Genomic DNA, 20,266 nt, shown 5'->3' on the forward strand with positions numbered 1-20,266 from the left:
ACTCTACTCTAGAGATGGCTGCGGTCGGTGAGCTTGAGCCGCTCGATCAGTTCATAGATCAGCTTCAGTTCCTGCAGCAGCGCCTTTGCTCGCTCGGGCGTTTCCAGAGGGGTGAAGAGGCTGCCCCCTTCGAATTGCTTTTGCTTGCTGTTGAAGGCGATCAGAAGGTTCTGCGCCTCGAAGGCAAAGGAAAGGGCGCCCGAGGCGCCGAGATGATCCGCCAAGTCCGTGAGGCGTTCCATGAAGCCGGGTGTCAAAAGGTAGCGTGCTTCCACCTGATCATCTGAAAAGACCTCATAGATCCTTTCGAATCGCGGATCCTCCAGCCTGACTCGCTCTCCATGCCTGAAACCGGCGATCCTGTTTCCGAGCCAGCTTCTGTCGGGAAGCACGAGGGTGCGCGCGGTGAAGGGCTTGGGGAAGCGATAGTTCAGCAGCAGCCCCTGAAAGACCGTCTGATTCTCCGTCTTCGTTCCCCCCTTCCCGTCGTTTCTTTCAACCCGCTTGGTGAGCACGGCCTCGCAGAGCTCGAAGTCCACCCCCGCATGCGCTCCGCGGATGTGATCCTGCAGGTGAACGCGGTCATGGCCGGGGAGAATCTTCACATCCACGAAGCGGGGTAGGGGGAAACTGCCAGCATCGAGGCTGTAATCGAGGCCGAGGAAGCGGCAGGTGGGCTCAACCAGCGCCGTCTTGAGCTTCCGACGCATCCTGCCCTTAAGGTGAAAGATCGGGGCGACTGCGCCAAAGCCGGCAACGAGCGCTGCAATCATCACAAAATCTTCGCTGACTCCGGCAGAGACGGAGATTGGCGTGTGGAAGACGAAGACAAATATCGCGGCCAGCACGACTGCACCGAGTGCGAAAACCCTCTTGAGCGTTCGCCGGCGCTCTATTTCAAGTTGTCGGATCTCAGGCGCAATGCTGGCTTCGTAGAAGCTCTCATAGTCTTCCATGAGCAACAGCTTCAGCGGACAGCCAGGTAATCGCCGGCATCGACAGGGTCGCGCAGATGCGCATCCTCGAGTTCAAAGAAGGGTAGGGGCTGAACGCCCGCCTGGCGCGCGATGAGCGAGCCGGGAAAGATCTGCACGGCGTTGGTGAGCTCGGTCACGGCTGAATTGTAGAAGCGCCGCGCTGCGGCAATGTGACCTTCCACCGAGGCGAAGCTCTGCTGCGCCTCGAGAATCGTCTGGCTGGAGCGCAGCTCTGGATAACCCTCGGCCAGAGCGAAGAGCTGGCGCATGCTGGACTGCAGCTTGCCTTCTGCCTCGAGATGCTGGCGCACGGCTTCAGGGTTGCTGGCATCATAGGTCTTGCGCGCTTCGTTGCGCAGTTCGGTGACCCGGGTCAAGAGGTCGCGCTCATGGCTCATGAAGCTTTGGGCCAGCTTAAGGATGTTCGGCAAGAGATCGTGGCGCTTGCGTAGCTGCACGTCGATTGAAGAGAGCGCTTCGAGCGCCCGGTTGCGCCGCCGGATCAAGACGACATACCAAGCATAAGCGATAAGGATCACGGCGACGATCAGCGCGCCGACGAAGAGCTCCATCAAGCAGCCTCCTTGTACGGGCGCCTTGAACCGCGCCGGCCACCCTTATAGCAGGCGCTGCAGTCAGCTTGGAACCACAACCTCGGTCCCATGAGCCCCTTTGGGAGGTTGATCACCGGCAGCGGCATCCAAACCGGATCGCACGCAATCTGGACCACAAGATCTCAGAATCGAATGCGTGCTGCTGCTCCAGGCACACAATAATCCTCCCTCTGGACACGAGCGGAGACCTCCTTCGTTTGGAGGTATATTTGCTTTTTGGAAGAAACGATCCAAGAAGTGGCGTCCCCTAGGGGATTCGAACCCCTGTTGCCGCCGTGAAAGGGCGGTGTCCTAGGCCTCTAGACGAAGGGGACGTCTGGGGTGCTGAGACCCATGGCCGTTGTGGCGCCTGAGATAGCCGGGCCGGACGTGCCTTGCAAGACCTTCCTGAGAAAATTTGGCCCTGAAACGAAAGTTCAGTGGACCATGGCAGGCTTCGCAAGGCGAATGGCTTTTGCGCCTGTTGGTTGCTTGCCCATCGGGGGGGCTGCTGGCACCCTCCGGCCACCAGAGTCGCGCCCGCATGCCCATGCGATCGGGCCCCTGGCCGGTGTGCGACAATCGTCAAATCAGGAGGTGGAAATGCGGGTGCTGGTGACAGGCGCCGGGGGCTTTATTGGCCGACGGCTAGTGACCCGGTTGGCGGAGCAGGGAACGCTGGCGGATGCACAGGGTACGCCGCGCGCCATTACGGAACTGTTGCTGGTGGACCGGGACGCGGCGGTGCTCGAGAAGCTCGTTTCCGAGACCAATGCGTCGATCAAGCTGACAAGTCGGGCCGGTGACCTGCGTGATACGGATTTCGTGGAGGGGCTGTTCGCGGGCGGTGTCGACAGCGTCTTTCATCTGGCAGCCACGCTGACGCTCGATGCCGAACGGGATTTCGATACCGGCTGGGCGGTCAACATGCTGTTGCCTTTCCGCATGCTGGAGGCCTGCCGTCGGCAGGGTGCGAGGCCGCGCTTTGTCTACGCCAGTTCCATCGCCGTCTTCGGCGGCCGGCTGCCTGAGCGGGTCGACGACTGGCAGGCGCAGCGACCGCAAACCTCCTACGGCACCGCCAAGTCGATTACCGAGCTCCTGATCAACGACTACTCGCGCCACGGCCTGGTGGACGGCAGATCATTGCGGCTGCCTGTGGTGATGATCCGGCCGGGCCAGCCTGGCGGCGGCATGCACAGCGGTGCCGTGTCTGACCTGATCGGTGCCCTGGCCCGCGAACCCCTGGCCGGTCGCGCCATCACCTCGCCGCTGGGCTGGAATACGCGCTTTCCCGTGGTCTCTGCAGGCCGGGTGGCGGAGAACCTGCTGCGTCTCCATGATGTGCCGGCGGAGGCCTTCAGCGAAGGCCGGGCGGTCAACCAGCCCGGTCTGACGGTCTCGGTCGCGGATATCGCTGCCGCCCTGGGGCGGGTCGCTGGAACCGAGGCGGCCGAACGCCTGACCGTGGCGCCCGACCCGGCACTCGAGCGCGTGGTTGCGAGCTGGCCGCGAGAATTCGTGAGCGAGGTCGAACTGGCCCCACCCCTCCTGCCGGATCCTGATTTCGACAGCATTCTTTGCGACCATGTGCGGGCCTGAGGCCACTGAACGAAGAGTATTTTTTATTATTGGCATTGGGAGTGATTGAGCCGATGGAGGGTCTCAACAGTCGTGATCAGGTGTCAGTGATGCCCAGTGAGTCCGCAGCGGCCGACATCTGCATCATCGGCGCCGGCGTGTCCGGACTGACGGCGGGCAAGGCCCTGAAGGACGCAGGCGTTGCCTACGACTGCTACGATCTCGGGTCGAACATGGGCGGGATGTGGCGCTACGAGAATGACAGCGGCACCTCGTCTGCCTACCGCAGCCTTCACATCGATTCCAGCCGCCAGAGCCTCGCCTGGCCCGACTTCCAGATTCCCGATCACCTGCCGGATTACCTGTCGCACGGGCAGGTGCTGGAGCACCTGGAGCGCTATGCCGACACATTTGGTCTCCATGATGCCATCCGCTATCGCACGCGGGTGGAGCGGGTGGAACCGGACGGCGAGGGGGGATGGAACGTGCATCTGCGGGCGGTCGATGCCCCTGATGCACCCGCCGAGGTGCGCCGCTATCGGACGGTGATCATCGCCAACGGCCATCTGTCGGATCCGAAGTATCCCGATTTCCCCGGCGACTTTTCCGGGACGCAAACCCATTCGCATCACTACCGCAAGGCCGATCCTTATGAGGATCGGACCGTGCTCGTGGTCGGAATCGGCAACTCGGCGGTGGACATCGCCGTGGATCTGGCGCGCCGGGCTCGCCAGGTGCTGCTCTCCACGCGACGCAGCGCCTGGATCATGCCGAAGTATATCGCCGGTCTGCCCACCGATCGCTGGTTGGGGTTCCTGGTGCGGCGTTTGAAGATGCCGGTGCCGATGGCACGTGGGGTGCTGCGTCACTTCGCCCGCCTGGCGATCGGCAACCAGGAGCGCTTCGGCGTGCCGCGGCCGGAGCATCCGATCTGGCGCGAGCACGCAACGCTCAGCCAGGATCTGCTGTCCTACCTCGGCCATGGCTGGATCCGCATGAAGCCGAACGTGGAACTGCTGGACGGAGAGGAGGTGCTCTTCACCGACGGCACGCGTGAGCAGGTCGACGCAATCATCTACGCCACCGGCTATAAGACCACCTTTCCCTTCCTGGATCCGGAGGTCTTCAGCATCCAGGATACGCGCCCGCCGGCCCTCTATCGCCGGATCGTCTCGCGCGATCATCCGGGGCTGTTCTTCGCGGGCCTGGTCCAGCCGGTCGGGCCTACGATTCCTCTGGTCGAGATCCAGGCGCGCTGGATGGCCAAGGTCCTGTCCGGCGAGATTGCTCTGCCGCCCAAGGACGAGATGGACCAGGAGATCGAACGTCATCGCGGCAATGTCGCGAAGCGTTATCTCAATGCCGCCCGCTACACGTTGGAGGTCGACTTCAAGGAGTATGCCGGGGAACTCAACAAGGACATGCAGGGGAAGTAGCGCTGGAGGCGGCATCCGGCGCAAACCTAGTATCACAGTTGCGCTATTGTTTCGCCCTTGCGGGGCGAGCGGGCTCAGACACCCGCATCCGGAACGCATGGCGCTGTCTCGCGTTGAGCAGTGACCGCCGCGGCAACGCGGCTGAAACATGCGAAAGGAGCGAGAGGATGCCCAGTATCAGCAACGCAAGAATCGCCATCCTTGCAACGCACGGCTTCGAGCAATCCGAACTCGAGGTGCCGCGCGACAAGCTCAGGAGCGCCGGCGCGACGGTGCATGTCGTGACTCCCGACGGCCAAGCCATCAAGGGATGGGACAAGACCGACTGGGGCTCCGAGGTAGAGGCCGACAAGGCGCTCGGCAGTGTCGATGCCTCGGACTACGATGCACTCGTCCTGCCGGGCGGCCAGATCAACCCGGATCTCCTGCGGGTCAACGACATGGCCGTTGCGCTCATTCGGGATTTTGTGCAGAACGGCCGCATCGTCGCCGCTGTCTGCCACGCGCCCTGGCTCCTCATCGAGGCGGGCGTGGTCGAGGGGCGTGAGATGACCTCCTACCACTCGATCCGCACCGATGTGAAGAATGCCGGCGCCAACTGGGTGGACCGGGAAGTCGTCGTCTCCAACGGAATCGTGACGAGCCGGAACCCGGATGATCTCGACGCCTTCACGGCGAAGATCATCGAGGAGATCGAGGAAGGCCGGCACGAACGCGAGTAGGTGGAGTCAGAGAACGTCCTTGCCTGACTGGTCGACGATATTGCCTGGTCTAGCTGTCGAGCACCGCGCGGACCCGCTCCGCAAGGGCATCCTGGCCGAAGGGTTTGGCGAGCCAGCCGATGCGTGCCAGTCCGGCAAGCTGGCCGGTGATTGTGGGGTCTGCGTAGCCTGAAACCAGAACAATCGCGATATCGGGATGAGTCTTGCCAGCTTCCTGGGCAAGCTCGATGCCCGTGCGCCGGCCGCCGAGAATGATGTCGGTCATCAACAGGTCCACCTGCTTCTGCTGGTCCAGGATGTCGAGTGCCTGGGCCGCCCGCTCGGCGGTCAGCACCTGATAGCCAAGCGGAGTCAGGAAGGCCTGCATTATGTCGCGTACGCCGCGGTCGTTCTCTACCAGAAGTACGGCCTCATGGCCCTTGCTCGGCTGCGGCTTCGATCGCGCTGCGGGCGTTTCGGCGGGACTCTTATGCGCCGAGGGGAAATAGAGTTTCACCGTCGATCCATGTCCGACAGTGCTGTAGACGATGATGTAGCCGTTGGACTGGCGCACGAAGCCATGGACCATGGGAAGTCCCAGTCCACTGCCCTTGCCCTCCGGTTTGGTGGTGAAAAAGGGCTCGAACAGCCGGTTCTGCACATCCTCCGACATGCCATGGCCCTGATCGTTCACCGCGATCATGACGTAGTGCCCGGCGGGGATCTGCCATCCACCTTCCGCGTAGACCCGCGCCAGGTGGATGGCGTTGGTGGTCAGGGAGATGGCGCCGCCCTCGGGCATCGCGTCGCGCGCATTTATCGTGAGGTTCAGGATGGCGCTTTCTAGACCGGATCGCATTTAATCTGAACCACTCCGGGTTCGGATTAAATGCGTGAATCCGGTCTAAATTAAAGTGCTAGAGCCGATTCACGTCTCTGTTCGGATCGCTCCGCGAATCCGATCAGAGACGACCGGCTCTAGTTCGCCCGGGTCGACCCGGATCAGGGGCAGATCGGCCGCCGGATGGAACTGTATCTCGATGCCTTCACCCAGAGAGGTGGTCAACAGGGGTTCCATGTCCCTGAGGCTCGCGTTCACGTTCACGAGCCTCGGTTCCAGAATCTGACGCCGCGAGAAGGCGAGCAGTCGGCGGGTCAGATCGGATCCGCGCTCCGTGGCAAGCAGGGCATTCTCGACGCGTGCCGCCGTCGGACTTCCAGGCTTTACAGTGTCCTGGATCAGTTCGAGGTTGCCGAGGATAACGGTAAGCAGGTTGTTGAAATCATGGGCAAGACCGCCGGTCAGTTGCCCCACCGCCTCCATGCGTTGCGCCCTGACAAACGCGCGTTCCATCTGGTCGTGACGGTGCAATTCGCGCCGGATCAGCAAGGCGATGATGACAGCCGTCACCAGAACGAAAGCTACGCCCTTGAAGGTGTTGAGGCTGGGACGCCAATCGGGCGCCATGCTGGATTCGACGACCCAGTCGGATAGCAGGATGTACAGCAGACTAAGGCCGGCATAGAAGCCGGCCACTCTCCAGGGAAGCCGCTCCCGTCGCTCGTGCATGCCATCCCCCGCGCTCTTGGTGTCGAAGTGTAGCGGAGAAATGACAGGTGACGAGGGGAAATCGTCCGAAGGCAGACGTATTCTGTGGGCGCTGCTCGCGCGTCCTCGGCAGCTATAGCTGATTGATTGGCAGTTTCATGTAGCGCGTGCCGTTGTCTTCCGGAGGCGGCAGTTCGCCGGCGCGGATGTTCACCTGGATCGAGGGCAGGATGAGAGTTGGCATGCTGAGCGTGGCATCGCGGGTCTCGCGCATCTGCACGAACTCCTCTTCTGTCACCCCTTCATGCACGTGGATGTTCTTGGCCTTTTCCTCGGCCACGGTTGTCTCCCACGTCGGCTCGCGGCTTTCGGGCGGATAATCGTGGCAGAGGAAGATGCGGGTTTCGTCCGGCAGCGACAGAACTTTCTGGATGGAGCGATAGAGCTGGCGCGCACTGCCGCCGGGAAAATCGCAGCGGGCGGTGCCGTAGTCCGGCATGAAAAGTGTATCGCCCACAAACGCCGCATCACCGATCACGTAGGTGAGGCAGGCCGGAGTGTGGCCGGGGGTGTGCAGCACCGAGGCCTCGATCTTGCCGATCGTGAAGCGGTCGCCTTCGGCGAAGAGATGATCGAACTGACGGCCGTCGGGCAGGAATTCCTTTTCCAGGTTGAATATGTCCCGGAACACCTGTTGCACTTCGCGGATGTGCTCGCCGATTGCGATTTTTCCGCCCAGGTGCTGCTTGATGTAGGGCGCAGCCGAGAGGTGGTCGGCGTGGGCATGAGTCTCCAGGATCCACTCGACGGTCCAGCCGAGCTCGCGCACCTTCTCAACGACCGCATCCGCTGATGCGGTGGAAGTGCGCCCGGCCTTGGGATCGAAGTCCAGAACGGGGTCGACCACCGCGCAGGTTGCGCTTTCTGGATCGCCCACGATGTAGCTGACCGTGTTGGTTCCCTCGTCGAAATGCGCATGAACGCTGGGTTTGCGGATCTCTGCGGCTGTAGACATCGTTGCTCCTTTCCTTCGTCCGGCGGACTGTCGCGCCCAAAAAGTCCCTGGACTGTTCGCAAAGCGATTTCGATCAAATGTAATCTGCGTTGGTGGCTATGTGCGGTCACCAGCCCCAGATTACCATGGGTTGGATGCTGTCAAAGCGTCGCAGGTTTCGCCGTCCCCCTATCGGCTCATCGGCTCGCCCGTCATTATCCCCAGCCGCATTACCCGGAAGGATGCGCTATGTGGCAACGCTACTTCCCCGCCTTGATCTGGTTGCGCACCTATAGTCGCAGCGAGCTGTCTGGCGATCTTATTGCCGGGGTGATCGTGACCGTCATGCTGGTCCCGCAGAGCCTGGCCTATGCGTTGCTGGCCGGCCTGCCACCGCAAGTCGGCCTCTATGCCTCCATTCTTCCGCTTGTCGTCTACGCTCTCTTCGGCAGCAGTCGTACCTTGGCCGTAGGGCCGGTGGCCGTGCTCTCCCTGATGACCGCCTCTGCCATCGGCCAGCTGGGGCTGAACACCCTCGAGGAACAGCTTGCCGCGGCGCTGATTCTCGCGCTGATCTCCGGCCTCGTCCTCACTGTGATGGGACTTCTGCGTCTCGGTTTCCTCGCCAATCTGCTCAGTCATCCAGTGGTTTCCGCTTTCATCTCCGCCTCCGCGCTCCTGATTGCCTTCAGCCAACTCGGCCAGATCCTGGGGCTCTCACTGTCGGGCGCACGCATCGACCGCCTTCTCGAGGGGCTGCTGTACCAGGTCGGCGAGATCAATCCGGTCACTGCGGCTATCGGGCTGGGGGCGGTCGCCTTTCTCTATGCCGCGCGTCGCTTCCTGGTTCCCTGGCTGCGTGGTTGGGGCGTCTCCGAAGGGCAGGCGCAGCTTGCCGGGCGGGTGGCGCCGATCCTGGCCGTGGTGGGCGGGACGCTGCTGGTGGGATTGTTCCGGCTTGATGAGCAAGCGGGCGTGGCGGTGGTCGGCGCGATTCCGGCCGGGCTGCCCCCGTTTAGCGTCCCGACTTTCGACACCGATCTTTGGCTCTCCCTGCTGCCAGCGGCCATTCTGATCAGTCTGGTCGGCTTCGTGGAAAGCGTGTCGGTGGCGCAGTCCCTGGCCGCCAAGCGGCGGGAGAAGGTGGAGCCGAACCAGGAATTGATCGGCCTGGGGACAGCCAATCTGGCAGCGGCCTTCAGCGGCGGCTATCCCGTCACCGGGGGCTTTGCCCGCTCGGTGGTCAACTTTGCCGCCGGCGCGCGCACGCCCTTGGCGGGCGTCGTTACGGCTGCGCTGCTGGCGCTGGTGGCATTGCTGCTGACCGACTGGTTCCGCTATCTGCCGAATGCCGTTCTGGCCGCGACCATCATCGTCGCCGTGCTGGGCCTGGTGGATTTTGCCATCGCTCGGCGGCTTTGGCGCTACAGCAAGGCCGACGCAGCGGCCTGGGGCATCACCTTTGTCGGTGTGCTGGCGCTGGGTGTCGAGACCGGGGTGGTCGCCGGCGTGTTGGTCTCCCTGGCGCTCTATCTCTGGCGCTCCGGCAGGCCGCATATGGCGGTGGTGGGGCAGGTGCCGGGGACAGAGCACTACCGGAATATTTTGCGCCATCAGGTCATCACCCACCCACGGCTCCTGGCCGTGCGGGTGGATGAGAGCCTGTACTTCGTCAATGCCCGCTATCTGGAAGACAGCCTGTTGAGAATGACAGCCGATCGGCCGGAGGTGGAGCACGTCGTGCTGATCTGCAGTGCGGTCAACCTGATCGATGCCAGTGCCCTGGAGAGTCTTGAGGCGCTGGCGTCACGTTTGGTCGATGCCGGCGTTCAGCTGCACCTGGCGGAGGTGAAGGGGCCGGTCATGGACCGACTCAAGCGCAGCAGCTTTCTCGAGCATCTGAGCGGTCGGATCTATCTCTCCACGCACGGGGCGGTGACCGATCTGACAGGGGGAGGGCGCGAGCCGACGCCGCATTCGTGATCCGGGCAGGGCTGGCATTTGCCCCGTTGCCCTGTGTTAGGCTGATGGCAACAGCGGGCCCTCGGGCCTTTTCCCGAGCGGCTGCACAGGGCAGGAGGAACGCGGATGTCGACAATGGAGGCGGAGGGCCTCGGCTTCGCCACCCATGAGGTGCTCAACCAGACCGGCGACCTGGCCGACTACAATTCCTTTGCCGGCGATTGGGCCCTGCAGGATGCGATCCGGGTCTTTGGGGCGGCATGGGCCGAAGACAGGTTGCAGCGGGCCGGTGAGCGGGTGGGTTCGGCGGCGGTGCAGCAGCTCGCGCGCCAAGCCAATCGGAACCTGCCCGAACTAAAGACCCACAACCGCTTCGGTGAGCGCATCGATCAGGTCGAGTTTCATCCCGCCTGGCACGAACTGATGGGGCTGATCTTCGACAGTGAAACGCACTCCCTCTCCTGGACAGAAACTCGAGCGGGAGCGCAGGTGGCACGCGCCGCGCTCAGCTATCTCTGGAACCAGGGGGAAAGCGGCATCTGCTGCCCGATGGGCATGACCTATGCCTCCATGGCGGCCCTGGAGCACCAGCCGAACCTGAAGGCGCAGTGGCAGGACAAGATCCTCTCGCGCAGCTATGACCCGCGTCCGCTCCATGCGGCCGAAAAGCGCGGCGCGACGGTCGGCATGGCGATGACGGAAAAGCAGGGTGGCTCCGACCTGCGCGCGACCATGACGACAGCGCGGCCGGCCGGGCGCCGCACCGGGCCCGGTGCCGAATACCTGCTGACCGGACACAAGTGGTTCTTCTCTGTACCGCAGAGCGATCTTTTCCTGACCCTGGCTCAGACCGAGACCGGGTTGTCCTGTTTTCTCGCCTGCGGCTGGCTGCCGGACGGCACGCGCAATCGCCTCAAGCTGCAGCGGCTCAAGGACAAGTGCGGCAACAAGTCGAACGCCTCCTCTGAAGTGGAGTTCTACGACCTGCACGCGCACATGGTGGGCGAGGAGGGGCGCGGCATTCGCACCATCATCGAGATGGCGCATCTGACGCGGCTGGATTTCGCCGTGGGCTCTTCCGGGTTGATGCGTCAGGCGCTGTCCCACGCGCTGCATCACGTGCGCAAGCGCCGGGCCTTTCAGCGCTCCCTGGTCGACCTGCCGATCATGCGCAATGTCGCGGCCGACCTGGCCGTCGAGTCCGAGGCCATGATGTGGATGAGCCTACGCCTCGCCCATGCGGCGGACCGCTCGCAGGAAAGCGAGAGCGAGCGCCTGCTGGCGCGCATCGCCACACCCATGGCCAAGTACTGGGCCTGCAAGCGCGCGCCGGCCTTCGTGGCCGAGGCACTGGAATGCCACGGCGGGAACGGCTTCATCGAGGATCACCTCATGGCCCGGCTCTATCGCGAGGCGCCGCTCAACGGCATCTGGGAAGGCACGGGCAATGTCATCTGCCTGGACGTTATCCGCTCCATGCAGCGCGAACCTGAAACCCGCGACGCCTTTCTCGATGAGGTTCGGGCCGGGCTCAGCGGCGATGCGCGGCTGCGCGCCTTCACCGAGGAACTGGCAGCGCGCCTGGCCGACCTGCCCCGCGCCGAAGGGCAGGCGCGGCGCACGGTCGAGATGATGGCCTTCGCCTTGCAGGGCTCGTTGTTGGCGCGCCATTCTTCGCCGGCGGTGAGCGATGCCTTCTCGGCTTCGCGCCTGAGCGGGGAATGGGGACAGGCCTTCGGGACACTGCCCGAGGGCCTCGACACCGAGGCGATCGTGGCGCGGGCTGCCGTGCCGGACTGACCCGATTGCGGCCCGGCGGCTACCTGGCTCTGAACGCTGCGTGTTACAGATCAAACGCGATCCGCTCTGCCGGCCGGCGGCGGCTCAGGCACCTCGCAGCCCTTGACGCAGCAACGCCCCGGCTGCTTGGAAACCCGCTGCCCCTGGTCCAGCACGCCGCGGTCGAGCAGGCGTTCGACCAGCTCCACCTTCTCTCCCACAGGGTAGTTGCGCCAGATCTCGCGCTTCATCGCTTCCGGGGAGCCGCCGCCGTGCAGGGAGATGACGGAGTACCAGCCGCCCTGATTGGTGGCCGTGAGGTCCTCGATCAGGCGGGAGACCTCCAGACGCTGCGCGGCCGGAATGTCGTCGCGTCCGCCCAGCACCGCCGCAAGGGAGGCCTGGGTCTCCGGATTGTGATCCTCGTCCGGGCCCGGCAGCGCGACGATCAGGCCACCGGACACATAGTGCGCCAGGCGGTGCATGTCGTAGATCTTGGTCGCCAGCAGCAGCTTGCCGATGTTGGAGAAGACCGTATCGGGCATGACGGAGCCCGCCGGGTCCTTTGCGCAGTAGACCGATGCTGCGATGCCGCAGGCATAGAAGCTCTCGGTGATGGTGATGAGCTCCACCATGGCGTCGCGGATGTGGCCGTGGCGGTTCGGATCCAAGCCGTTGGCCTCGACCATCAGCGCGCCGGCACCGATCAGAAGATCGCCGAAGCCAGCCCGTGCCGCGATGCAAGCCTGCCGGTGGTGCGTGGCGTAGGAGGTGGTGAGAAAACCGGCCTCTTCGTGTTCGCCGGCGAGGAAGACGCGCTCGTGCGGCACGAAGACGTCGTCGAAAATGACGACGCCCGTCGATTGCCCGAACTTGGCGGAGAACTTGGCCGCGGCCTCGCCGGGCCGCCCGGCGGGGCGGGCGACAATGGTCACTCCCGGCGCATCGACCGGCACGGCGCAGCAGACGGCGAAGTTCGAGTCCTCGGCAGTGTGGGTGCGGCAGGGCATGACCAGGAACTCGTGCATGTAGGCCGCGCCGGTGACGATGGCCTTGGTGCCGCGGATGACGATGCCGTCGGGCCGCCGCTCCGTGATGTGCACATAGACGTCCGGGTTGCTTTGCAGGCCGGGGCGCTTGGAGCGGTCGCCCTTGGCATCGGTCATGGCGGCGCCAAGGGTCAGGTCACGCTCCTGCACATCGTGCAGGTAGGCGAGGAAACGCTGGTGATAATCGGTGCCATGCTCCGCATCAGCGCGGTACGTCGCCTGGAAGATAGCGTTGAGGGCATCGTGGCTGAGATAGCGCTGAGCGCAGCCCACTTCCTTGCAGAGCAGGCGCACGGCTTCGAGCTTGTAGAGCAGGTCCTGCGACGACTCGTTGATGTGGAGCATGCGATTGACCGTCTGGCCCGAGGTGCCTTGCCGCGCCGTCATCAGGAGCTTCTTTTCCTCCTGCATGGCAAAGTCATAGGTCACGCCAACCGCGTTGACGCCGGGCGCAAGGCGCGGCTCATCGGCGACGCTTTCCACCGCCTCGCCGTCGATGAAGACACGCGGGCTGTAGCGGCGCAGGGAGTCCCGATAGTCGGCAGCAGACATCAGCATGGCGCACTCCTCCTGTTTGGTTGTTTGTAAAATCGAACAGCGTTAAAACACTGTCAAGCAGAAGGGGCGGAGATGGTGAAACAACGGCGCGTGGAGCGGCAGCGGGCGGTGGGGGCGCACAAGCGCCGGCTGATCCTGGACGCAGCGCAGAAGGTCTTTGCACAAGAAGGCTTGGAAGGGGCCAGCCTGCGCCTGATTGCGGCCGAGGCGGGCTACACGCCGGCGGCGCTTTACTTCCACTTCCAATCAAAGGAAGCGATCTACGCCGAACTGCTGCAGGAGTCGCTGGGGCGGCTTGGCGAGGCTGTGGCTGAAGCTGCGCCCGCAGATGCCAACGCTGCGGATCGGCTCCGCCGGGCCGGAATGGCCTTTTTTGGCTACTACGCCCACCACGCCGGGGAGCTGGATTTGGGGTTCTATCTCTTCCGCGGCGGCATGAAGCCGGCGGGTCTGGGCCGCGAGTGGGATGAGGCCTTGAATGCGGCCTTGATTGCTGCACTGGCGCCGATCACGGCGGCTGCGGAAGCGCTGGGCACTTCCCGGGAGGTGGCGCAGCGCGTGACCGTCAACTGCTTTGCCCATGCGGCCGGCCTGCTGTTGCTGATGCACACCGGGCGCATTCGCATCTTCGGCGCGCAGGCCGAAGGCTTGATGGCGGATTATCTTGAGGGAGTGGTTGCGGAGATCAGGACATCCGCCGACGCCTGATCGCTCTGCCAGGCACGAGACTGGATTTGCCTATCGGCGCTTGGGTCCTCGGCGGCCGCGACGAGAGGGACCAGCACCAGACTGGCGCAGCAGGCGCATGACGAGACGCATCAGCATGCGAACGGGCGGCTGCATCCATGCCCTCCATCTAGCGTGAGTGCAAAGCATAGCACCTGGCCGGAGCGCTGGCCAGGTACGCAGGCACGGCTTAAGGCCCCGGCTGGAAAGCCGGGGCCTCGCACCAACAATCACGAGTGCCGAAGGGAGGCCGGATCAGCCCTGAGGCTGCGGGATCGGCCCGTCGCCAGGGTTCTGACCCCCACCGGTGCCGGAACCAGCATTCTGGCCCGTGCTCCGTCGCTCGGCCATGAACTGGTCGAACTCGGCCTTGTCCTTCGCCTTGCGCAGACGCTCCAGGAACTGGAAGAACTCCTGCTGCTCTTCCTCGAGGCGTCGCAGCGTCTCCTCACGATACTCGTCGAAGGCGCCGTTGCCGCTCGAGTTGTTGCCGCCCGAGCGGGCTTCTTTCTGTCCCCACCAGTTCTCGCGCTTGAATCGCCCGCGCGCGGGGCCACCTTTCCAACATCCCATGCGTCCGCTCCATAAGAGATAGGCCAGGATCCCGAGACCCACCGGCCAGAAAACAATAAAACCCAGGACCATTGCGCCCAGCCACGCGGGGCGGCCGTAATCGTCCATTCTTGCAGCCAAATCCATGGCACTCTCCCAATGTGAATGTTTATTACATTAACATAGGTGGTTTATGTCTGCGCGGCTGTCAAGTCGGTCACCGCAGAAAATTGAACGCGGGCGCCCGCGCGGGCTAGGGCAGGCCTCAGTTTGCTCCGTCGCCCAAGCCAAGCCCTTGAAGGTAAACAAGAACGCCGGCCTCCAGGAGATCCTCGGGCGCCATGGGCAGGCTGCGTCGGGCCTTGTCGCCACGCCCGAACAGCGAGGCGATGCCGTGGGCGAGCGACCAGATATGGAGGCTCACCATCAGGGACGGCGGCCGCTGGTCCGGGGGCAGGGTGGCGGCCAGGGCTTGGGCCGCATCACGTAATACGTCGAAGGCCGCATCCGCGGCCTGTTGCAGTTCCCGATTGTAGGATGGCGGAATCTGCGCTTCGAACATGGCGGTGTAGTAGGCCGGTTCGTTGCGGGCGAAGGTGAGATAGGCCTTGCCCAGACGATAGAAGGCCTCCAGCGGCCGTGGCCGGCCCTCGTCCCAGGCCTGGGCCAATTGGTGAGTGAAGCGCTCGAAGCCCCGGCGTGCCACCTCGGCCATCAGGTCTTCTCGGCTGCTGTAGTGGCGGTAGGGAGCGGCGGCGCTGACGCCTGCGGCGCGGGCGGCCTCGGCGAAGGTGAAGCCGGCAGGGCCCTTCTCCGCCATCAGGTCGAGCGCGGCTGCGACCAGAGCTTCCCGGAGGTTGCCATGGTGATAGCCGTCGCGCCTGCGACCCTGCCAGCTCATCGGTGAACGCCCTTCAGCCACTGCATGTAAGGATCTTTTACATTACTCGAGGCGCCTGGGCACGTCCTTTAGGGCGTGCGGGCGCGTGCCGGGGGCCTATTGGCTGCGTTCACGGATCATGTTGCGCGCGATGACGAGCTGCTGGATCTGGGAGGTGCCCTCATAGAGGCGGAAGAGCCGCACGTCCCGGTAAAAGCGTTCCACACCGTAGTCGGCAATGTAGCCGGCCCCTCCGTGGATCTGCACCGCGCGATCGGCCACCCGGCCGACCATTTCACTGGCGAAGAGTTTGCAGCAGCTGGCCTCCGTGGTGACCGTCTCGCCGGCGTCGCGGCGGCGGGCGGCGTCGAGCACCATGGAGCGACCGGCATAGGCCTCTGTCCGGCTGTCGGCGAGCATCGCCTGGATCAGCTGGAACTCGGCAATGGGCTGGCCGAACTGCTTGCGCTCGATGGCGTAGGACAGGGCATCCTCGATCAGCCGCTCGGCCACTCCGACACAAACAGCAGAGATGTGCAGCCGCCCACGATCGAGCACCTTCATGGCGGTCTTGAAGCCCTGGCCTTCCACCCCGCCCAGCAGTTGCTCCGCCGGAACCCGGCAGTCCTCGAAGATGACGTCGCTGGTGTGGGCGCCGCGCTGGCCCATTTTTCGATCGGGCTTTCCAAGGCGCAGCCCCGGCGTGCCGGCTTCGACCAGGAAGGCCGAGATGCCGCGCGCACCCTTCTGTGCCGGGTCGCTGCGCGCCATCACGGTGAAAAGACCCGCTTCCGGTGCGTTGGTGATGAAGCGCTTGGTGCCGTTGAGCAGATAGTGGTCGCCCTCGCGCCGTGCCGTGGTGCGCAGCGATGAGGCGTCGGAGCCGCTGTCGGGCTCGGTCAGCGCGAAGGAGCCGATGATTTCGCCTCGGGCCAGTTTCGGCAGGTACTTGCGTTTCTGCTCCTCGGTTCCGTCGAGCACGATGCCCTGGGAGCCGATGCCGTTGTTGGTGCCGAGCAGGGAGCGGAACGCGGGAGAGGTGCGCCCCAGTTCGAAGGCCACCTTGACCTCCTCGCTCATGGTCAGACCCAGGCCCTCGTACTCCTGCGGGACGGAGAGTCCGAAGAGGCCGAGTTCCGCCATCTCCTGCACGAGCTCGGCGGGAATGGCATCCTCCTCGGCGACGCGCTCCTCATTGGGCACCAGGCGCTCGCGCACGAAGCGGCGCACGGTGTCGAGCAGTTGTTCGAGCGTGTCTTCGTCGAGGGCCATGGTTTCGGGCCTCCTCATCGATCCGGCAGGGTGGAAGGGCAGGCGCTCGCTGTGCGAGCCTTGTGAGACTGTTCAGCGTAGCTTAGACCGGTTCGCATTAGATCTGAACCACAAGCTTTCACGATGGCCGGGTGCGGGCACCATGAAGGCTGCAGTGACGATGGAAGGAGGACAGTCGTGAGCGTAGTCGTGCGAGAGACCCCGGAGCCCGGTGTCGCCCTTTTGCGGATCCATCGGCCCGAGGCGCGCAACGCGCTCAACATGGAGGTCCGACGGCAGCTCTCGGAGGCCTTCCGGGACCTGAACCGTGAAAGCGACCTGCGGGCGGTTGTGCTGACCGGTGATGAAAAGGCCTTTGCCGCCGGCGCCGACCTCAAGGAGTTCGCCGAGCTTACGGCGGTGGAGCAGATGCAGCGCCAGACGCACAAGCTCTGGGAAAACATCACGGCCTGCCCGAAGCCGGTGATCGCAGCGGTGAACGGCTTCGCGCTTGGCGGTGGCTGCGAGCTGGCGATGCATGCGGACATCATCGTCGCCGGGGAGAATGCGAAATTTGGGCAGCCGGAAGTGCGCGTCGGTTTGATGCCGGGCGCCGGCGGCACGCAGCGGCTCACCCGGGCCGTGGGCAAGTTCCGGGCCATGAAGCTGGTGCTCCTCGGCGAGCCGATTTCCGGGACCGAGGCCGGGGCCATGGGGCTGGCCAGTGAGGTGGTGCCCGATGCGGAGGTGCTGCCGCGGGCCCTGGAAATGGCCCGGCGGATCGCCGCCCTACCACCGCTGGCGGTCGAGCAGATCAAGGAGGTGCTGCTGGCCGGCATGGACGCCTCGCTTGCCACCGGGATGATGGTGGAACGCAAGGCCTTCCAGCTGCTCTTTGCCACCGAGGATCAGAAGGAGGGCGCGCGTGCCTTCGCCGAGAAGCGCAAGCCCGACTTCAAGGGGCGGTGATCGCCCAGGGGGCCTTGAGGCGGCGAGCGGATCAGGCGGCATGAAGCTTGTCGCCGCGGGGCCCATAGGCTAGAGCACAAAGCGAATTTGGCTGACGGCGGCTGCTTTGCAGCGCAGCTTGGCTCGTGCAGATTGCGGGGCGCCGACCGCAGCCAGCCGTCCGACCCAGAATCAACAAGCCCGGGAGACCAAGCCCCATGCCCGCCAACAAGTCCCTGCTCGTCCTGCCCGGTGACGGAATCGGTCCGGAAGTGATCGGCGAAGTGCGCCGTGTCGTCGACTGGATGGACAAGCGCCGCGCCGTCTCCTTTAACGTGGAAGAGGATCTGGTCGGCGGTGCGGCCATCGACAAGCACGGCATTCCGCTGGCTGATGCCACCATGGACAAGGCGTTGAACGTCGATGCGGTGATCCTGGGCGCGGTCGGCGGGCCCAAGTGGGATGAACTGCCCTTCGAGCGCAAGCCGGAGCGCGGCCTGCTGCGCCTGCGCAAGGAGATGCAGCTCTATGCGAACCTGCGCCCGGCGCTCTGCTTCGAGGCACTGGTCGAGGCCTCTTCCCTGAAGCCCGAGTTCGTCTCCGGCCTCGATATCATGATCATCCGGGAGTTGACCGGCGGCGTCTACTTCGGAGAGCCCCGCGGGATTGAGACCCTGGAGAATGGTGAGCGCCGCGGCATCAACACCCAGGTCTACACCACCTCCGAGATCCGTCGCGTTGCCGCAGTGGCCTTCGAGCTGGCGCGCAAGCGCCGCGGCAAGGTGACCTCCTGCGAGAAAGCGAACGTGATGGAATCCGGCGTGCTCTGGCGCCAGGAGGTGACCAAGCTGCACGGCGAGTCCTTCTCCGACGTGGAACTGGAGCACATGTACGCCGACAACGCGGCGATGCAGCTGGTGCGCCAGCCCAAGCAGTTCGACGTCATCGTCACCGACAACCTCTTCGGCGATATCCTCTCCGACGAGGCGGCGATGCTGACCGGCTCCTTGGGCATGCTGCCCTCGGCCTCGATCGGCGACGTGGACGAGACCGGCCGGCGCAAGGCGCTCTATGAGCCGGTGCACGGTTCCGCCCCGGACATCGCCGGCGCGGGCAAGGCCAACCCGCTGGCCACGATCCTCTCCTTCGCCATGGCGCTGCGCTACACCTTCGATCATGGCGAGGATGCCGATCTGATCGAGAAGGCGGTGCAGCAGGTGCTCGGACGCGGCATTCGCACCGCAGACATCATGTCTGCGGGCGCCACGCTCGTCTCCACCGAGGACATGGGCAAGGCCCTGCTGCAGGAGCTCGACAGCCTGGCTGCCTGAGATCAGTTATCTCACTGCGTGTTTGGGAGGGGCCGCCGATGAGGCGGCCCCTTCTTGCTATCGGCCTTTACGGGCACAGATATTCTAATTAAAATAGTATAAACTGTGAGATTCCATCCCCTGTGATGCTTCGGGCGAGGGAGGCGCTGGGGCATGCACGTCGCGCTCTTCGTGGGCACGCGCCCGGAGGCCATCAAGCTGGCGCCGCTGGTCCGGGCGCTTCGCAAGGACGCCGGCTTTCAAGCAACCCTGATCGCCAGTGGCCAGCACGACAGCCTGCTGTCCCAGGCCTTGAGCGATTTCTCCCTCACGCCCGACCTCGACCTCAAGGTGATGCGGCCGCGCCAGAACCTGGCCGGACTTACCGCGCGTCTCTTTGCCGGGATCGACGGTGTTCTTGAGGAGGTGCGGCCCGATTGGGTGCTGGTGCAGGGCGATACCGCCACCGCCCAGGTCGCCGCTCACTGCGCCTTCTATCGCGGCATTCCCGTCGGCCATGTGGAGGCGGGCCTGCGCAGCCACGATCTCTCGGCGCCCTTTCCGGAGGAACTCAATCGCCGCATCCTCACGCTGCTCGCACAACTCCATTTCGCGCCCACGCGCCAGGCGGCGGCGAACCTGCGCGCGGAAGGGGTGTCTCCGGACCGGATTCGGGTCACGGGGAACAGCGGCATCGATGCGCTGCTGCAGGTGGCCGCCGAGGTGCGGTGCCATCCGCCGATACTGCCCGAGCATCTGTCGGTCTTCCTAGGCCGGCACCCCAGACTCGTGCTGATCACCAGTCATCGCCGTGAAGCGCTGGGGCAGCGTCTTCCGGCCCTCTGTTCGGCTCTGGGTACCCTCGCGCGGCTGCACCCGGAGACGGGCTTCCTCTTCTGCCTGCACCCGAATCCGGCCGTGCAGGAAAGGATTCGCCACGGCCTGCAGGGCGCGGCCAATGTCGTGCTCAGCGAGCCGCTGTCATACCGGCCCTTTGTCTACCTGATGCAGCGCGCGCAACTCCTGATCACCGACTCCGGCGGCTTGCAGGAGGAGGCGCCGAGCCTGGGCGTGCCGCTGTTGGTGACGCGGGCGGTCACGGAGCGTCCGGAGGGGCTTGCGGCCGGCTGCGCTGAGCTGCTTCCGCCGGAGCCGGAAGCCATCGTCGCCCGTGTCGGGCAGCGGCTGCGGGGGGCACAGCGCCCGGTTGGCCAGCGCGCCTTACCCAACCCTTACGGCGACGGCCGCGCCAGCCTACGCATCCTCGCTGCCTTGCGCCAAGAGCGCAGCGGTGCACGCGCCGCGGAGTGATTCAGTGGGGTGGCTCGACGGGTTTCTTAAAGAATTTGCCAACGACGTGCCCCGAATGTGCCCCCAGACGCAAAAGAGGGCCGGTGATGACCGACCCTCTCTTAGCTAA

18 protein-coding genes and 1 tRNA gene are annotated in these 20,266 nt (G+C 64.5%); 9 read left to right on the plus strand and 10 right to left on the minus strand.

The window, feature by feature from the left end:
* Positions 1-8: 8 nt before the first annotated feature.
* From ABZ720_RS16150 to ABZ720_RS16160, 3 genes are all read right to left on the minus strand, one after another.
* A complete protein-coding gene (locus ABZ720_RS16150; protein WP_366556558.1) occupies positions 9-956 on the minus strand; it encodes a DUF3137 domain-containing protein in 948 nt (315 codons plus the stop codon).
* 11 nt (positions 957-967) lie between these two features.
* Positions 968-1,549 carry a LemA family protein gene (locus tag ABZ720_RS16155; protein ID WP_366556559.1) on the minus strand — a complete coding sequence of 194 codons (582 nt, stop codon included), beginning with the start codon at positions 1,547-1,549 and terminating at the stop codon, positions 968-970.
* 280 nt (positions 1,550-1,829) lie between these two features.
* Positions 1,830-1,905, minus strand: a tRNA-Glu gene (locus ABZ720_RS16160).
* A 268-nt stretch (positions 1,906-2,173) separates the two neighbouring features.
* Here ABZ720_RS16160 and ABZ720_RS16165 point away from each other — a divergent pair.
* From ABZ720_RS16165 to ABZ720_RS16175, 3 genes are all read left to right on the plus strand, one after another.
* Positions 2,174-3,172 carry an NAD-dependent epimerase/dehydratase family protein gene (locus ABZ720_RS16165; protein ID WP_366556560.1) on the plus strand — a complete coding sequence of 333 codons (999 nt, stop codon included), beginning with the start codon at positions 2,174-2,176 and terminating at the stop codon, positions 3,170-3,172.
* An 89-nt stretch (positions 3,173-3,261) separates the two neighbouring features.
* Complete coding sequence (locus tag ABZ720_RS16170; RefSeq protein ID WP_366556561.1) at positions 3,262-4,587, plus strand: flavin-containing monooxygenase; 1,326 nt, start codon at positions 3,262-3,264, stop codon at positions 4,585-4,587.
* A gap of 167 nt (positions 4,588-4,754) precedes the next feature.
* A complete protein-coding gene (locus ABZ720_RS16175; RefSeq protein WP_366556562.1) occupies positions 4,755-5,309 on the plus strand; it encodes a type 1 glutamine amidotransferase domain-containing protein in 555 nt (184 codons plus the stop codon).
* A 49-nt stretch (positions 5,310-5,358) separates the two neighbouring features.
* On the opposite strand, the gene ABZ720_RS16180 is transcribed toward ABZ720_RS16175, so the two are convergent.
* The 3 genes from ABZ720_RS16180 to ABZ720_RS16190 form a co-directional block, all read right to left on the minus strand.
* The gene (locus ABZ720_RS16180; RefSeq protein WP_366556563.1) at positions 5,359-6,147 is read right to left on the minus strand and encodes an ATP-binding protein; all 789 of its coding nucleotides are present in this window, start codon (positions 6,145-6,147) and stop codon (positions 5,359-5,361) included.
* A gap of 69 nt (positions 6,148-6,216) precedes the next feature.
* Positions 6,217-6,825 (minus strand): histidine kinase dimerization/phospho-acceptor domain-containing protein, encoded by a 609-nt coding sequence (locus tag ABZ720_RS16185; protein WP_366556564.1) that lies wholly within the window; start codon positions 6,823-6,825, stop codon positions 6,217-6,219.
* A 145-nt stretch (positions 6,826-6,970) separates the two neighbouring features.
* Positions 6,971-7,852 carry an MBL fold metallo-hydrolase gene (locus ABZ720_RS16190; RefSeq protein ID WP_366556565.1) on the minus strand — a complete coding sequence of 294 codons (882 nt, stop codon included), beginning with the start codon at positions 7,850-7,852 and terminating at the stop codon, positions 6,971-6,973.
* Positions 7,853-8,080: 228 nt separating this feature from the next.
* On the opposite strand from ABZ720_RS16190, the gene ABZ720_RS16195 reads away from it, so the two are divergent.
* Together ABZ720_RS16195 and ABZ720_RS16200 are read left to right on the plus strand one after the other, a co-directional pair.
* On the plus strand, positions 8,081-9,814 hold the full coding sequence (locus tag ABZ720_RS16195) for a SulP family inorganic anion transporter (protein WP_366556566.1): 1,734 nt from the start codon (positions 8,081-8,083) through the stop codon (positions 9,812-9,814).
* A gap of 105 nt (positions 9,815-9,919) precedes the next feature.
* Positions 9,920-11,593: an acyl-CoA dehydrogenase family protein gene (locus ABZ720_RS16200; RefSeq protein ID WP_366556567.1), complete on the plus strand. Its 1,674-nt coding sequence runs from the start codon at positions 9,920-9,922 to the stop codon at positions 11,591-11,593.
* A gap of 50 nt (positions 11,594-11,643) precedes the next feature.
* On the opposite strand, the gene ABZ720_RS16205 is transcribed toward ABZ720_RS16200, so the two are convergent.
* Positions 11,644-13,179, minus strand: a complete 1,536-nt coding sequence (locus ABZ720_RS16205) for a 4-hydroxyphenylacetate 3-hydroxylase family protein (RefSeq protein WP_366556568.1) — start codon at positions 13,177-13,179, stop codon at positions 11,644-11,646.
* A 72-nt stretch (positions 13,180-13,251) separates the two neighbouring features.
* Between ABZ720_RS16205 and ABZ720_RS16210 the strand changes: the two genes are divergently transcribed.
* A complete protein-coding gene (locus ABZ720_RS16210; protein WP_366556569.1) occupies positions 13,252-13,887 on the plus strand; it encodes a TetR family transcriptional regulator in 636 nt (211 codons plus the stop codon).
* 273 nt (positions 13,888-14,160) lie between these two features.
* Here ABZ720_RS16210 and ABZ720_RS16215 read toward each other — a convergent pair whose 3' ends face one another.
* From ABZ720_RS16215 to ABZ720_RS16225, 3 genes are all read right to left on the minus strand, one after another.
* Positions 14,161-14,604: a DUF2852 domain-containing protein gene (locus tag ABZ720_RS16215; protein WP_366556570.1), complete on the minus strand. Its 444-nt coding sequence runs from the start codon at positions 14,602-14,604 to the stop codon at positions 14,161-14,163.
* A gap of 118 nt (positions 14,605-14,722) precedes the next feature.
* Entirely contained in the window at positions 14,723-15,358 is a 636-nt protein-coding gene (locus ABZ720_RS16220) for a TetR/AcrR family transcriptional regulator (RefSeq protein WP_366556571.1), read from the minus strand.
* A 96-nt stretch (positions 15,359-15,454) separates the two neighbouring features.
* Positions 15,455-16,609, minus strand: coding sequence for an acyl-CoA dehydrogenase family protein (locus tag ABZ720_RS16225; RefSeq protein WP_366556572.1), 1,155 nt, complete (start codon positions 16,607-16,609; stop codon positions 15,455-15,457).
* Between the two features lie 177 nt (positions 16,610-16,786).
* Between ABZ720_RS16225 and ABZ720_RS16230 the strand changes: the two genes are divergently transcribed.
* The 3 genes from ABZ720_RS16230 (at position 16,787) to wecB (ending at position 20,157) form a co-directional block, all read left to right on the plus strand.
* A complete protein-coding gene (locus ABZ720_RS16230; protein WP_366556573.1) occupies positions 16,787-17,557 on the plus strand; it encodes an enoyl-CoA hydratase in 771 nt (256 codons plus the stop codon).
* A 197-nt stretch (positions 17,558-17,754) separates the two neighbouring features.
* The gene (leuB, locus tag ABZ720_RS16235) at positions 17,755-18,867 is read left to right on the plus strand and encodes a 3-isopropylmalate dehydrogenase (RefSeq protein ID WP_366556574.1); all 1,113 of its coding nucleotides are present in this window, start codon (positions 17,755-17,757) and stop codon (positions 18,865-18,867) included.
* A gap of 153 nt (positions 18,868-19,020) precedes the next feature.
* Positions 19,021-20,157 carry a non-hydrolyzing UDP-N-acetylglucosamine 2-epimerase gene (gene wecB / locus ABZ720_RS16240; protein WP_366556575.1) on the plus strand — a complete coding sequence of 379 codons (1,137 nt, stop codon included), beginning with the start codon at positions 19,021-19,023 and terminating at the stop codon, positions 20,155-20,157.
* Positions 20,158-20,266: the final 109 nt, after the last annotated feature.

It is taken from the genome of Aquibaculum sediminis (assembly GCF_040712085.1).
Lineage (GTDB): Bacteria > Pseudomonadota > Alphaproteobacteria > Kiloniellales > DSM-21159 > Aquibaculum > Aquibaculum sediminis.